9 protein-coding genes and 2 pseudogenes are annotated in these 14,470 nt (G+C 69.9%); 4 read left to right on the top strand and 7 right to left on the bottom strand.

Features of this window, described 5'->3' with window-relative positions; all coding sequences use genetic code 11:
- Nucleotides 1–434: 434 nt before the first annotated feature.
- The 4 genes from PZE19_RS18865 (at nucleotide 435) to PZE19_RS18850 (ending at nucleotide 6,229) form a co-directional block, all read left to right on the top strand.
- Entirely contained in the window at nucleotides 435–1,289 is an 855-nt protein-coding gene (locus PZE19_RS18865; RefSeq protein ID WP_277862179.1) for a PP2C family protein-serine/threonine phosphatase, read from the top strand.
- Nucleotides 1,290–1,342: 53 nt separating this feature from the next.
- Nucleotides 1,343–1,972: a thioredoxin domain-containing protein gene (locus PZE19_RS18860; RefSeq protein ID WP_277862178.1), complete on the top strand. Its 630-nt coding sequence runs from the start codon at nucleotides 1,343–1,345 to the stop codon at nucleotides 1,970–1,972.
- Nucleotides 1,973–2,144: 172 nt separating this feature from the next.
- Nucleotides 2,145–5,282 (top strand): hybrid sensor histidine kinase/response regulator, encoded by a 3,138-nt coding sequence (locus PZE19_RS18855; protein ID WP_277862177.1) that lies wholly within the window; start codon nucleotides 2,145–2,147, stop codon nucleotides 5,280–5,282.
- The gene (locus PZE19_RS18850; RefSeq protein WP_277862176.1) at nucleotides 5,273–6,229 is read left to right on the top strand and encodes a response regulator; all 957 of its coding nucleotides are present in this window, start codon (nucleotides 5,273–5,275) and stop codon (nucleotides 6,227–6,229) included. Before PZE19_RS18855 ends, PZE19_RS18850 begins: the two co-directional genes overlap by 10 nt.
- Nucleotides 6,230–6,422: 193 nt before the next feature.
- On the opposite strand, the gene PZE19_RS18845 is transcribed toward PZE19_RS18850, so the two are convergent.
- The 7 genes and pseudogenes from PZE19_RS18845 to PZE19_RS18815 form a co-directional block, all read right to left on the bottom strand.
- The gene (locus PZE19_RS18845; RefSeq protein WP_277862175.1) at nucleotides 6,423–8,462 is read right to left on the bottom strand and encodes a PAS domain-containing hybrid sensor histidine kinase/response regulator; all 2,040 of its coding nucleotides are present in this window, start codon (nucleotides 8,460–8,462) and stop codon (nucleotides 6,423–6,425) included.
- Between the two features lie 374 nt (nucleotides 8,463–8,836).
- Complete coding sequence (locus PZE19_RS18840) at nucleotides 8,837–9,094, bottom strand: hypothetical protein (RefSeq protein ID WP_277862174.1); 258 nt, start codon at nucleotides 9,092–9,094, stop codon at nucleotides 8,837–8,839.
- 65 nt (nucleotides 9,095–9,159) lie between these two features.
- The gene (locus tag PZE19_RS18835) at nucleotides 9,160–10,947 is read right to left on the bottom strand and encodes an Ig-like domain repeat protein (RefSeq protein ID WP_277862173.1); all 1,788 of its coding nucleotides are present in this window, start codon (nucleotides 10,945–10,947) and stop codon (nucleotides 9,160–9,162) included.
- A 25-nt stretch (nucleotides 10,948–10,972) separates the two neighbouring features.
- Nucleotides 10,973–11,128 (bottom strand): annotated as a pseudogene (locus PZE19_RS18830) (IS3 family transposase); the annotation flags it as partial.
- 4 nt (nucleotides 11,129–11,132) lie between these two features.
- Nucleotides 11,133–12,167: a hypothetical protein gene (locus PZE19_RS18825; RefSeq protein ID WP_277862172.1), complete on the bottom strand. Its 1,035-nt coding sequence runs from the start codon at nucleotides 12,165–12,167 to the stop codon at nucleotides 11,133–11,135.
- A gap of 39 nt (nucleotides 12,168–12,206) precedes the next feature.
- Entirely contained in the window at nucleotides 12,207–13,313 is a 1,107-nt protein-coding gene (locus tag PZE19_RS18820; RefSeq protein WP_277862171.1) for a recombinase family protein, read from the bottom strand.
- Nucleotides 13,314–13,606: 293 nt separating this feature from the next.
- Nucleotides 13,607–14,437 (bottom strand): annotated as a pseudogene (locus PZE19_RS18815) (IS3 family transposase); the annotation flags it as partial.
- Nucleotides 14,438–14,470 lie beyond the last annotated feature (33 nt).

Here is a 14,470-nt window from a genome sequence, read left to right as displayed (position 1 = left end):
TCGGCGCTCGGCACCTTCGCCGGAAGCCCCGGAGAGTCGCACGCCGAAGTTATTGCCTCGATTCCGGCTTCCTCTCGTCGAACGTACGCCGTTCGCCGCCGCACTCGTTTTCGAGAACGAATCAAGGCAGGCGTCGCCGATGATTGCGCCCGAATAGTGGGCCATCCGACCGCGTGAGGATCGCACGATGGACGACGAACTCCCACGACAATTACCGGAAGTCGCCCGAGACGGGGGCCTACCCGGATCTCCGGGACGAATTCTCGGGCTCCGGCCCTCAGTTACGTCGACGACTCGCCTGCGTGTACTAGGGTTGAGGAAGGGGGCCGCGGGTGGCGAGCCCACCAGCATGTCGTCGGGCCGTCGATCTCGATGCGCATTCCGGGTGTGTCCACGTCGAATCGCGACGACCTATGAAGGGAGAAGTGCCTCGGATGGCGACCAGTACTCCGACCCATAACCCCTCCGGCCCGTGGAAGGCTCGGTTCGAGGCCTCGCAACGGCGGGAACGCGTAGTGCGGGCCCGCGCCCTTGAGCTACGTCGGGAGCGCGATCGGCTGATCGCGGACCTGCGGCTCGCCGAGCAGGTCCAGCGCAGCCTGCTCCCACGCCCCCTGCCGAGCGCGCCGGGCCTCGAGCTCGGCGCGGCCGTCCGGCCCTCCCTGCACGTCGCCGGCGACTTCTACGGCGCTTTTCGTCTCGATCGAGAGCGGCTCGGGGCTTGCCTGGGCGACGTGATGGGCCACGGAGTCGCCGCGGCCCTGCTGAGCGTCTACGCCATGCAGGCGCTGCGCACCAAGCGGATCGCGGGGACGGACTACGAAATCATCACGCCCGACCACGTGTTGAACTCACTGAACGACGCTATGATCGCCGCGGATTTCCCGGGATCGCCGTTCTTGACGATGGTCTACGGCGTGTTCGATTCGGCCCGACGCACATGGACCTACTGCCAGGGGGGGCACCCGCCAGCATTGTTGCTCCGGCCCGGCCGGCCGCCCATCCTCCTGACCGACGGCGGCGGCCCGTTGCTGGGCGTCTTTCCGGCGAGCTATGCACAGGGCGAGGTCGAGCTCGCCGACGGCGACCGACTCGTCCTCTACAGCGACGGCGTCGAGTCGATCCGGTGGGGCCGCTGGGGCTACGGTCTCGAGGGACTCGCCGCCTTGACGTCGACCCGGGACGACAGGAGCCCCCAGCGACTCGTCGACGACGCCTTGGCCTTGGCCGAACACGACGATCGGATCGCCGACGACGTGACCGTCATGGTGGCCCAGGTCTCGAGCTGATCGCCTGAGCCCTCGATGCCGAGGGCTCGCGTCCTCTGCGAGGGAGGAATGGCATGAAGATGTCGCTCGGGATGGTCGCGACGGTTTCCTGGGGCGTCGCGGTGGCCTCGGGGTTCGGCCTGCTATGCCGCTACGAGTCCGCCCCCGGGGCCGCCGGGCCGCCTCCGGACGCCTGGCCGGCCGGAAGCGGGTTGGCGAGGGACGGCTCGCGGCCCAATGTGCTGATGTTCGCGCACCCGCGATGTCCGTGCACCCTGGCGAGCCTCATCGAGCTGGAACGCCTCGCAGGCGGATGCAAAGGGGCGGCGTCGATTCGGGTGCTCTTCTTCCGACCGGAAGGAGCGGGCGACGGCTGGGCGAGGTCCGCGGCCTGGTCGAAGGCGGAATCGATGCCGGGCGTCGCGGTGCAGCTCGACCCCGGAGGGGCCGAGGCACGCCGCTTCGGCGCGGCGACCTCGGGCCACGTCCTCGTCTTCGATGCGGGCGGCCGGCTCGCGTTCAGCGGGGGGATCACGCGGGGGCGCGGCGTCGAAGGGCCCAACGATTGGTCCGCGGAGGCGGCCGAGTCGGCGATCGGCGTTCGGGTCCGATGTCGGGACGGCCCGGTCTTCGGCTGCCCGCTGGGCGGTCGTCGAATCGAGGAGCGCGGCGGAACGTTCACGCCACAAAGCCCCCCCAGGTAAGACGAACACGAGACGGTCCGCCTCGCGGAGACGCGGGCTCCGCACGATGGTCCCTTATGGTGGGTTCTGGCTCCCGCCTCTCTTCCGGCTTCAAACACCCCCCCATCCACGACGGCTTCGCCGTACGCTTCACAGGCCCATCCGCGAGAACTCGAGTGATTCAATCATTAACATGACGAGCCGGGCTTCCGACGATGAATGGGTCCACGATCGATCCTGCGTCCTGTTCGCGGAGCACTCCCGGCGGATCGCCCGCAGGGCCGATCGCCTCTTCGCGGCGCTCCTGCTCTCCCAGTGGGCGGCCGCCCTGGGCGTGGCCCTGGCGATCTCGCCGCTGGCTTGGGCGGGCGAGTCGAGCCGGATCCACGTGCACGTCTGGACCGCGCTCTTCCTGGGGGGGCTGATCGCCGCGCCGGCGGCCTGGCTCGCGATCATGCTCCCCTGCCGAGCGTCGACCCGTTACGTGGTCGCGGCGGCCCAGATGTTCATGGGGGCGCTGCTGATCCACCTGACCGGGGGGCGGATCGAAACCCATTTCCACATTTTCGGCTCCTTGGCCCTCCTGGCGTTCTACCGGGATTGGAAGGTCGTGGCCGTCGGCTCGGCGGTCGTCGTCGCGGACCACGTCCTGCGAGGTGCATTCTGGCCCCGGTCGATCTTCGGCACCGAGACTCCGGGGGCGTGGCGATGGGTCGAGCACGCGGCCTGGGTCGCCTTCGAGGACGCCTTTTTGATCCCCCACTGCCTGCGCGGCACTGCCGAGATGCACGAGGTGGCCGCCCAGCGCGCCCGGGTCGAGATCGCCGCGGCCCGAGTCGAGGCGGAGGTGGTCGCGCGGACGGCCGAGCTCGCGGCCGCCACGGCACTCGCCGAGCAGGGCGAGGAACGGTTCCGCGGCGCGTTCGATTCCGCCGCCATCGGCATGGCCCTGGTCGCCCCAGACGGCCGCTGGCTCAAGGTCAACGAGGCGCTCTGCGAGATCGTGGGATACCCGTCCGGGGAGCTGCTGGGGCGGACCTTCCAGGACGTCACGCATCCCGAGGACGTCGACGCGGACCGGGAGGAGGCCCGGCGCCTCCTCGCCGGGGACACGCCGTCCTATCGCATGGAGAAGCGGTACCTCCACAAGGACGGCCGCGTCGTCTGGGTCATGCTGAGCGTCTCCCTGGTGCGCGACGGCGAGGGGGCCCCCCTCCATTTCGTCTCGCAGATCGAGGACGTCACCGCCAGGAGGCTGTTCGAGGTCGAGCTACGACGCGCCCGAGACGAGGCGATGGACGCCAGCCGGGCCAAGGGCGAATTCCTCGCCAACATGAGCCACGAGATCCGCACGCCCATGAACGGCATCCTGGGCATGACGGAGCTGGCGCTCGACACCGAGCTGACCGCCCCGCAGCGCGAATACCTCGGGCTCGTGAAGGCCTCGGCGGACTCGCTGCTGGCGGTGATAAACGACATCCTCGACTTCTCGAAGATCGAGGCCGGCAAGCTCCGCCTCGACCCGGAGCCGTTCGCCCTGCGCGACCACGTGGACGAGACGCTCAAGACGCTGGCCCCGCGCGCCCACTCCAAGGGCCTGGAGCTCTCGGCGAGGATCGCCCCCGGGCTGCCCGACGCCCTCGAGGGGGATTCGGGCCGGCTGCGCCAGATCCTCGTCAACCTGGTGGGGAACGCGGTCAAGTTCACCGAGGCGGGCGAGGTGGCGGTCTCGGTCGACGCCTGGGAACTCGAGCCGACCCGGCCCGCCGACGAGGTCGGCCTGCACTTCTCCGTCCGCGACACCGGCATCGGCGTCCCGCGGGAGAAGCAGGAGGGGATCTTCGAGCCGTTCGAGCAGGCCGACGGGTCGACCACGCGGCGTTACGGGGGCTCGGGGCTCGGGCTGGCCATCACCGTGAAGCTCGTGGAGATGATGGGCGGCCGCATCTGGGTCGAGAGCAAGCCCGGGGAGGGCAGCACCTTCCATTTCACCGCTTGCATGCCCGCGCAGCGGGGGTGCCCGAAGGTGCGGGGCGAGGCCCGTCCCGAGCGGCTGCTCGGCCTGCGGGTCCTGGTCGTGGACGACAACCGGACCAACCTTCGCATCCTCGAAGAGCTGCTGCTCCATTGGGGGGCCGAGCCCACGTCGGCCGCGGGCGGGGCGGCCGGTTTGGGCGCCTTGCGGGCGGCTAAGTCTTCGGGGCGGCCGTTCTCCATGGTCCTCCTCGACTGCATGATGCCCGACCTGGACGGCTATGCCGTGGCCGAATGGATCAAGGCAGACCCGGGCCTGGCGGAGACCCACGTCGTGATGCTTACGTCGAACGACGAATCGGGGAAGGCGGCCCTCTGCCGCTCGCTGGGGATCGCCGCGCGCCTGACCAAGCCTGTGCGCCGGAGCGAGTTGTTCGCCACGATCGTCGACCTGGTCAGCTCCCCCCCGGACGGGGGCGGGCGGGATCATGAGGGGCCGGCCCGAGTCGTCGACGTCGCGACGCCCGTCGGGCGAAGGCTGAAGATCCTCCTCGCGGAGGACCACGTGGTCAACCAGAAGGTCATCCGCGGCATGCTGGCGAAGCGCGGCCATTCGGTAGCGATCGCGGGCGACGGCAGGCGGGCTTTGGCGGCGCGGGGCGGCGCGGCGTTCGACCTGATCCTCATGGACGTTCAGATGCCGGACATGGACGGATTCGAGGCCGTCGCCGCGATCCGCGACGACGAGCGGGCCCGCGGCCTCCCCCGCCTGCCCGTCGTGGCACTGACGGCGCACGCCATGAAGGGGGACCGCGAACGCTGCCTGGCCGCCGGCTTCGACGGCTACGCCTCCAAGCCGATCCGTTCGGAGGCCCTGTTCGCGGTCATCGATCAGGTGCTGGGAAGTCCCGCGGGCGGCGACGCCCGCACGCACGAGGCGCCCCCGTCCGGCGTGTTCGATCGCGAGGCGGCCCTCGCGACGGCGAGCGGCGACGAGGACCTGCTCCGCGAGATCCTGGGGCTCTTCTTCGACGACTGCCCGCGGCTGCTGGCGGAGCTCCGCGCCGCGGTCGAGGCGGACGACGTCGAGACCTTCGTTCGCGCGGCCCACACCCTGAAGGGCACCTCCGGCCACTTCGCGGCGGAGGAGGTCTTCGAGGCGGCGTCGAGGCTCGAGGCCGCGGCGCGTTCGGGCTCCTGCTCGGGGGCGTCCGTCGAGATCGACGCGATGATCGCGGCTCTGGACCGCTTCCGAATCGCGGCCGGCGGCCTCGTCCCGGGCGACGCGACGTCCCCCATCCCTTGCTTCGAGACGTCTCACCGATCCCGCCTCAAGGAGCGACAACCATGTCCGTGATCGAAGCCCCGCAAGCCGCATCGACGATCGAAGCCTCGGCGGATCCCGCGGCCCGAGTCCTGACGGTCCTGATCGTGGACGACTCGCCCGTCGACCGCCGCCTCGTCGCCGCGATCGTCGCCAGGAACCCCGGGCTCCGCCCCGTCGTCGCGAACGACGGCGGGGAGGCCCTGAAGCTGATCGCAGGCTCCAAGCCGAGCGTCGTGGTCACCGACATCCAGATGCCGGGCATGGACGGGCTCGAGCTCGTCAAGGAGATCCGACGCGTCCATCCCGACCTACCGGTCGTCCTGATGACGGCCTACGGCAGCGAGGATGTCGCGTACCGGGCCCTCCGGGCGGGGGCGACCCACTACGTGCCCAAGAAGTCGCTCGCGGCCGAGCTCGCCGGCACGATCGACTCGGTGCTGGCCGCGGCGGCCCGCAGCGATCGAGGCGTGCAGCTGCTCCGCTGCGTGGAACGGAGCGTCACCTCGTGGCGGCTCGCCAACGACGGGAATTTGATCTCGACGTTGATCGGCTCGCTCCAGGAGGATCTGGCCGGCATGGGAGTGTGCGACGGCGGCAGACGGACGAGGGTCGGCGTCGCACTTCAGGAGGCGCTCAGCAACGCGATGTTCCACGGCAACCTCGAGGTCTCGTCCGACCTGCGTCAGGAGGACGAGCGGATCTTCCACGAACTGGCGGACGCCAGGCGCGACGTCCCGCCGTATCGGGACCGTCGCATCCACGTCACCGCGGAGATCGATCGCGGATCCGCGACATTCCGGATCCGCGACGAAGGGCCCGGGTTCGACACTGCGGGCCTCGACGCCCCGTTCGACCCCGAGAGCCTGACCCGGATCGGCGGCCGCGGGATGATCCTGATCCGAGCGTTCATCGACGAGGTCAGCCACAATGACAGCGGCAACGAGATCACGATGATCGTTCGCAGGAAGTCGGCTTGAGTGGCTTCGGCGGCCCTCGCGGAAGCGGGGAACGACCGCGCGTCGTCTCCGATCACCTGCCATTCGGAGTGCTTCCGAAAGTCCTGATTCGTCCAGGAAGCTTTCTCGAAGACTTCTCACCCGTGACTTCGCAGATCGAGGATCGCGACGATCTCCTCGACGCCCTTCATGACGCGAGATCGCAGGCGTCCGGTTACGTTGCGAGGATGCAACTTCGGAAGTGCCACCGGGCCTCCCCGAGGCCTCGCATCGTCCCACCGCGCTCGCCGGGAGGACCGCCCAGTTGCGAAGTCTTTCGCCCGCTCCGGCCATTCATCTCCGCTCGGCCTCGGCCTTCTTCAACCTCCCTGATCAAGTCGGGGTCGATCGGCTTGACCAGGTGGTGGTCGAGGCCGGCGTCTCGGACGCGCCGCTTTTCCGCCTCGGAGCCCCAGCCCGTGAGGGCCACGAAGGTCGCGCCAGAGTGTTTGGGGTCCGAGCGAAGACGACGACAGACCTCGTAGCCGTCCATGCCGGGCAGGCCGATGTCGAGGAAGACGAGCTCGGGGCGGTGGTCGGCGGCCGCAGCGATGGCCCCAGAGCCGTCGTGGGCCGTCTGCGGCGTGTGGCCCCACATCCTGACGAGCATCGCCAGGCTCTGCGCGCCGTCAAGGCTGTCGTCGACGACCAGGACGCGGAGGCTCGACGTCTCGGACGGGCCCGCAGCCTGGCTCTCCCCGGGAGCGGGGGCGTCGACTGCCTTCGGCACGGTCGCCAGGGGCAGCCTGATGGTGAACGTGCTGCCGAGGCCCAGGCCGGGGCTCGCGGCCTCTATCGTCCCGCCGTGCAACTCGAGGATCTTCTTGACGAGCGAGAGGCCGATGCCCAAGCCTCCCTGGGCCCAGTCGAGCGTCTGGTCGACCTGGGCGAACAGGTCGAAGACGCCGACGAGCATCTCGGCGGTGATGCCGGCGCCGTCGTCGGCCACGCGGATCACGACCCGGCCCGCCTCGACCCCCGACGAGAGCTCGATGCGGCCCCCGTCGGGCGTGTACTTGGCCGCGTTGTTGAGCACGTTGCCGACGACCTGGGTCAGGCGGGTGAGGTCGCCGTCGACGTAGACCGAATCGTCGGGATAAGCGATGGTCAGCTGGTGCCCGGCCGCGTCGATCAGCGGGCGGCTGACCTCCAGGGCGTGCTCGATCGCCGAGCGAATCCGGACGCGTTCCCGCTTCAGCTCGACCCTGCCCCGGCTGATCCGCGAGACGTCGAGCAGGTCGTCGATGAGCCGCACCATGTGGCCGAGCTGCCGCTCCATCATCACGCGGGTCTCGGGGATCATAGGGCTGTTCGGCGGCGCCAGCTTCAGCACCTGTAGCCCGGTGCGGATGGGGGCCAGGGGGTTCCGCAGCTCGTGGGCGAGGGTGGCCAGGAACTCGTTCTTGCGTCGATCCTGGTCGGCCATCGCCTGCTCGAAGCGCTTGCGGTCGGTGACGTCGAGGTTGATGCCGATCATCCGCAGGGGCTTGCCATCGGGGCCGAAATCGACCCGGCCGAGGCCCAGCAGCCATCGGACGCCCTGGATCGGGTCGACGACCCGGAACTCCGATCGGAACCCGGGGGTGCGGCCTTCCAGGGCGTCCCGGACGTCGGCGTTTGCCCCGTCCCGGTCGTCCGGATGGATCCGCGCCTCCCAATCCCCATAGGAGGGCGGGCCGGCGTCAGGGTCGAGTCCGTAGAGAACGTAGTTCTCCGGCGACCACGCGATCGAGCCGGTCGGGGCTTCCCACGCCCAGGCCCCGGCGCGGGCGGCGTTGAGGGCCATGCGCAGCCGCTCCTCGCCGGCTCGCAACGCCAACTCGTCCCGCACCTTGTCGGTCACGTCCCGAGTCACGCCGAGGACGAATTCGACGTGGCCGCTCGGGCCCGTCTCCGGCACGAACCGAGCGGAGTAGTGCCGTTCGCCGCTCGACGTCTCGTAGGAGAAGTCGCTCGATACGCCCCGACCCGTCTCGAATACGGACCGAAGGGCGGCGTCCCAGGCGTCGCGGCGATCGGGCGGCATCCCCATCTCGCGGTTCGTCCTGCCCAGGAACGACTCGCGGGAACGGCCGGTGGCCTTCTCAACGGCGGCGTTGACGAACACGTGGCGCAGCTCGCGGTCGAACTGCGTGAGGATGTCGGGCGAGTTGTCGGCCAGGGTCTGCAACTCGCGGTCGCGTAAGGCGGCTTCCCGCCGCTTCCGCTCGCTCAAGTCGTAGAAGTAGCAGGCGACGCCGTCGCGCCCGTCGGGGAGCGTGACGCGCTCGATCCGCCAGTCGTACGACTCTACCTCGCCGATGTCCCGGCGGCGATCTCCGCCTCCTTGCGGAATCGCCGCCGCTGCTCGTCCGAGTCCGTCGCGTCCCCGCGAATCGTCAGGGTGACCGGGCGGTGGAGGCTCCTCTGCATCGCCCGATAGACGACGCCCATCCCGCCGCGCCCGAGCAGGCCCCGCAGCTCGTAGTCGCCGAAGTAGCGGACGCTCTCGCCGTCCGCCGGGTCGTCGTACTCGCGGTCGCCCCGGGCGCTCGCCGGCCGAGCCTCGCCCGCTTGGCGCGTGGCGGACTCGCCCGGCCGGGTCTCCGATTACAGGACTCCGAAGGCCGCGCGGACCGCCAATTCGTCGTCGGGGAACCGGCCGAGGTACTCGGCCGGTCCGGGCGTCTCGCCGACCCGGCGTCGGTAGGCCAGGTCCAGGGCGACCGGTTCTTTCAGGAGCAGGTCGCGGCCGGACGCGACCAGGGCGAGGAGCTCGTCCTCGATCTGCGGACGCCCGCCGTCCCGCAGGGCGGCCTCGAAACGGTCGCAGATCCGCTCGACCTCGGCCACATGCCCGGGGGGCACGTCAGATGATCGACCTGCGAAGGGAGGACCGAGTCCATGAATTAGCTCGATCGAAACTCACCGTATCAGCGCGATCTGGATGCCGAATGGTTCTTCGGCGTGGCCACATGAGACTTGGTCGGCTTGATCAGCCCATCGGGCATGGAAGCATGACGCACCGGCAAGGACTTCTTGACCGATCGGCCCGCCGCGTTGGTCGCCCGCACCACGGCGTCCACATACCGTTTGAAGCCCCCCGCGTGGCCGTGCTGCTGACCGTTCACGTACGGAATTGCAGGCGGGTTCCCCGGAACCGTCAGCGCCGTCCAGGTGATCCGCGTCACGAAGTTGGTCCCCGAGCCGCCGTTCCCAGCCCCGTCCAGCGGCACCCCGGACACAGCCCTTAAACCCGCCGACCCCGTGCCGATCACCGTCAGGCCGTAGGCGTTGTGGATGTTCAAGCGGCTCGACGGCCGCAGAGCGACCGTCAAGGTCGCCGGATCGTAAGTCGCCGAGGAAACCGCGATCCGGCGCCCGCGACCGTCCGTAATGATGTAATTCGACACGTCCTGGGCGCCTGAGGCGTCGAGCGGAGCGCCGAAGTAGAGGATCAGTACCGTCGATCGGGCGTGGAAACCATAGCGGCTCAGGCCGATGATCTGGGGCCCGCCGGTCGTCACGGCGACCGACGTCGCGCTGGCCGAGGACGTACCTCCTCCCGAGAAGAGCGCGCTGTAGGTGTGCGAACCGGCCGGCGAGACTCCGAGCGCCAGGCTCGCGACCCCGTCCACCAACGTCGACGTCCCGAGCAGGGTGTTCCCGTCGTAGAACGACACCGTCCCGGACAACGGCGGATTGCCGGGAGACGTCACGACGACGGTCGACACCAAAGTCGTCCCTCCCCCGGTGGTCACCGCTTTCAGCGTCGTGCTCGTCGTCGCCGGTGCGACCGCGACCGCCACCGACGACCGAGAGGTCGCCGTCGAGTAGTAGCCGTCCCCCGAGTAGATCGCGGTGATCACGTGGTTCCCCACCGAGAGATTCGACGTCGCCAGGGCCGCATGCCCCGAGACGGTGGCGACGGAGAGGAGCGAGGCGGTGCCGGTCGGGCCCATCGGCGCGGTGCCCAGGAAGGTGTCGCCGTCGTAGAAGGCGACCGTGCCGGTCATCGGGACCGAGCCGTCCGCCGAGAACGACGCGGTCAGCACGACGTCCTGGCCGTAATACGCCTGATGCGTCGAGGAGTTGATATCGCCCGCGATGGTGGTGGACTTGGTCACCAGCGAGTACTTGAAAGTCTTGACGACGCCGTTGCCGTCGATGACGGTCACCACGAAGCTGTCGGGAGATCCCGAGGCATTGGTCGGAGTTCCCGAAAGAAGGCCGTCGACGCTTAGGCCCAGCCCGGCCGGCACGCCGGCGGCCGAGAACACGTATCCCGAGCCCGAGCCCCCCGAGGCGGCGAGCTGCTGGCTGTAGGGAGAGCCGGCGGTGGCGTCGGGGAGCGACTCGGGGCTGAGGGACGTCGCCGTCTCGACGCCCCCGCTGTAGTTGACATACAGGGTCGTGGCGGAGATGGACGCGACCGAAATCGATCCGGAGATCGGGCCGACCGATCCCGTGGCCGAGATCCGGAAGTAGACCGTGGCGTCGTGGACGACCCCATTCGTCTCCGGGATTCTGAGGTCGCCCGAGAACCAGTTCACGCCGTCGGTCGAGGCTTCGAGGGGATGGGAATAATGGAGGTGGATGTCGTAGCCGAGTCCGACCCCGCTCAACGTGAAGGTCTGCAGCGCGCCCGCGGTCCCCTGGACCGTATAGCCCAGCGTCAGCGGGCCGCCGGTCAGGGTGATCGTCGACGTGGACTTCCCCACGAATGGCGAGCGCGGGGTTAAGGGTTCAACCGGTCGTCTCGAACTCGCACGGGGACTTGTAGCCGAGCGACGAATGGCGTCGCTCGCGGTTGTAGAACACCTCGATGTACTCGAAGATCTCGGCCCTCGCCTCGGCCCGGCCGGCGTGGCCCCGGCCGTGGATCAGCTCCTTCTTGAACGAGGCATCATTCACCTCCACTCTGCAAGCACGTTGTCAGGCCCTGGTCGCCCGGTCGACTCGGCCGGCTGGTCAGGTCGGGCGGAGGCGTCCGGCGTCCGTGGTACTCTATCTCGAACGCCCGCAGCCGGCGGAGTCGACCGACTTCGGCGGCGTCGGCCCACACGATCCACCGGCCATTCTCGCCTCGCAGATGCCGCGCGTACAGCCATCCCGACCACCGCCATCGGTGGACGACGATCGGCTTCACTCCGAGTTCCGCCGCCAGGGCAGGCAACCACCACTCGCCCGGCCCCGGCAGGTCATTCGCGTCGCGCACGCCGGCCGGGACGCCCGTCCTCCCGAAACGCGCCAGCAACTGACGAACCAGGTCGCCGGTGAACCCGTCGCCGCGAGCCGCCCGATAGCCCTCGCGATCGAGCCTCTCGGCGATCGCATCCGCGGTCCGTCCCTCCCCGCGCAGCTCCAGGATCCGCTCCCGGAGCCGTGCCAGCCCGCCGAGCGAATGGTAGGTCCGCAGGCCCTGGCGGATCGCGTGCCGCGTGACCGTCCCGCCGCGCCAGTGGATCACCACGTCGACCCGCTCCGACTCCCCGGCACGGGTCAGTTCCACGCGCTCGATCAGGAGCCGGACGATCGCTAGCCGATCGCCTCCGGTCGTCGTCGGGTAGCGCCACAGCCCGGGCAGGTCGGCGGCCAATGTCGCGATCCGCTCGCGATCGGACGCGCTCAGATGTCGCGGCTGTTCGGCCCGGAATCGGTCGTAGTCCTCCATCAGCCTCCGTCGCTCGGCCAGCTTCTGCTCCCACTGCCGCTCCAACTCCCGGGCCACCAATCGGTTCTCCGGGTCGACCGCGTCGTACTGCCGCCGCGCCCGGTCCGTCTGGTACTCGGCCCGCTCCTGCCTCTGCTTCCAGAGCCCGTGCAGCCGTTCCCGATCCTGCTCGACTCGCCCGGCGGTGCGGAGGCTCAGCTCCAGCGACGCCGGTTCGACCGCCTTGAGCACCAGCGACTCGATCAGGCGGTCCGGGTAGGCGGCCACCAGGCCCTGGCATCGCGGCCCGCCGTATTCCCGGAACTCTCAGTCGCAGGCGTACCGCGGGTTCGCCGACGCCCGCGCGTTTCGCGCGCCCATCGGCCTGCCGCACCGACCGCACCGGACGATCCCGTTCAGGAGGGTCGGCGCACGACCCGTCGCCTTCTTCGATCCGGGGCCGCGATCATTCGCGGCCAGCCGTCGCCGGTTCGCTTCGAACTGTTCCCACGGGATGTACGCGGGGACGGCGTCCCGGAGCAGGCACGCCCACTCCTCGGGCGGGGCGTTCCAGCGGCCCGACTTCGGCTTGCCCGCGACCCTTCGGGTCGGGTCGAAGGGGGAGCGGCCGTAGGCGTAGGCCCCTGCGTAGATCGGGTGTCGCAGCATTTCGTAGAGGCCGCTGCGTCGGGGCCTGCGCCATTCCAGGCGCCCCTTGCCCGGCCCCTTGTACACCCGCAGCCCGAGCTGGATGTCGTTGGCCGCGAAGTAGGCGTGCGCCTTCGTCAACGAGCCGAGTTCGGCGAACTTGGCGAACACCAGCGACACCGCCGAGCGCACCTGCTCGTCCGGGTCCATGGCGATCCCGCCGTCGGGCGAGCCCACGTACCCGACCGGTACGCATGTAAATAACTCGCCCCGCCGGGCCTTGTTCAACTTGCCCTGGTGCATCCGCGCCTTCAGGACGTGGACCTCCGCCTCGCTCATCATGCCGCGCAGCCCCAGCAACATCCGGTCGTTCGGATCGGTCGGGTCGTACACGCCGTCGGCGTCCGCGAGCAGGACCTGGAACAGGCCGCAGAGCTCCAGCAGTTGATACCAGTCCTTGCACGACCGCGACAGCCGGCTCATCTCGCGGCCGAATACGACGCCGACGTGCCCGAGCGACACCTCGGCCAGCAGCCGCTGGAACCCCGGCCGGTTCTCGACGGACGCGCCGCTGATCCCCTGGTCGTCGTCGATCACCACGACGCGGTCGTCGGCCCAGCCAAGGGCGACGGCCCGTCGTCGCAGTTGGTATTGCAAGTCGGCCGATTCGCGGTTGCCGGCGACCTGCTGCGGGGTCGACTGGCGGACGTAAACGACGGCGAGGCGATCGCAGTGCCGGGGGCGGATCTTGTGGGCGGACGGCGAGGCGGCGTCAGCGCGGCTCATGAGTCCCCTCCGCTCGTGCGTCGGGGCCGGCGATTCGCTCCGCGAGCATCAGGCCGAGTCGTCGGAGCAGCTCTTCTTGATGGCCGGTCGGCAGGTCCTGCCACCGAGGCCCGGTCGGTCGGGGCGGGGTCAGGCGCGGGGGGGACGGGGATGGGTCGGTCGGGCATGGTGCAGCTCCTCCGGCGTGAGCGTGATACTCCTCACAGAAGCGGGCCAGGTCGAGCAAGGCCCACGGACACGCGGTCAACTCTGTTATATCCGCGCCGACAACGACTTCGTCGATGGGAGGTCGTCGTCCGCTCCTTCTTCAAGCTCGCGAAGAACGACTCCATCGGGGCGTCGTCCCGGCAGTTCGCCCGCCGGCTCATGCTGCAGGCGATCCGACGGCGGGCCAGGATTCGCCGGTAATGCCCGCTCGCGTAGGCGCTCCCGCGGTCCGAGTGGGCCACGAGGCCCTCGCCGGGGGGCCGTCGCGCCACCGCCATCTCCAGGGCGTCGACGGCCAGGCGGCCGTCGTTCCGCCCGGGCATCGACCAGCCCACGATCCGCCGCGGGTGCAGGTCCTCGACCGCGGCCAGGTAGAGCCGCCCCTCGCCGGTCGGGACGTAGGTGACGTCGGCCGCCCAGGCCCGGTCCGTCGCGCCGGGCTCGAACTCCCGCCCCAGGATGTTCTCGGCGACGGGCAGGCCGCGGCCCGAGTCGGTGGTGCGGCGGAACTTCCGCCCGGCCCTCGCGGCGATGCCGTGGCGACGCATCAGCTTCGCCGCCGTGTCCACGCAGCAGGGCACGCCGCGGTCCGCCAGCTCGGCGTGCGCCCGCGGGCTGCCGTAGCGGGCCTTGGACGCGCCGTGGACGTCGCGGACGGCCTCGACCAGGGCCCCGCTCCGCAGGGCCCTCGCGCTCGAAGGCCTCCCCCGCCGGCCGTGGAATCCGCCGGGCGAGACGCGCAGGACCCGGCACATCGTCCGGACCGGCCATCGCCCCCGGCGGCGTTCGACGAAGTCGTACCTCACGACGACTCCCCGGCGAAGAAGGCCGTCGCTTTTTTTAACGGGTATGAACGATAAAACGATGCCGTCGAGGCATGCCGCCAGCTTGCCGACGGCGACGAGACACGCTCCCATGGCCGTGCCGGGCATGGGACGAGCGGAGCACCA

Source organism: Paludisphaera mucosa (genome assembly GCF_029589435.1).
Lineage (GTDB): Bacteria > Planctomycetota > Planctomycetia > Isosphaerales > Isosphaeraceae > Paludisphaera > Paludisphaera mucosa.
Note: the sequence above shows the minus strand (reverse complement) of the source record. Positions and strands in the feature narration are given on the sequence as shown.

Excerpts from the sequence above, each read along its gene's own strand:
- PZE19_RS18850 (WP_277862176.1), top strand. The coding sequence starts at position 5,273 with ATGTCCGTGATCGAAGCCCCGCAAGCCGCATCGACGATCGAAGCCTCG.
- PZE19_RS18860 (WP_277862178.1), top strand. The coding sequence starts at position 1,343 with ATGAAGATGTCGCTCGGGATGGTCGCGACGGTTTCCTGGGGCGTCGCG.
- PZE19_RS18855 (WP_277862177.1), top strand. The coding sequence starts at position 2,145 with ATGACGAGCCGGGCTTCCGACGATGAATGGGTCCACGATCGATCCTGC.
- PZE19_RS18820 (WP_277862171.1), bottom strand. The coding sequence starts at position 13,313 with ATGAGCCGCGCTGACGCCGCCTCGCCGTCCGCCCACAAGATCCGCCCC.
- PZE19_RS18865 (WP_277862179.1), top strand. The coding sequence starts at position 435 with ATGGCGACCAGTACTCCGACCCATAACCCCTCCGGCCCGTGGAAGGCT.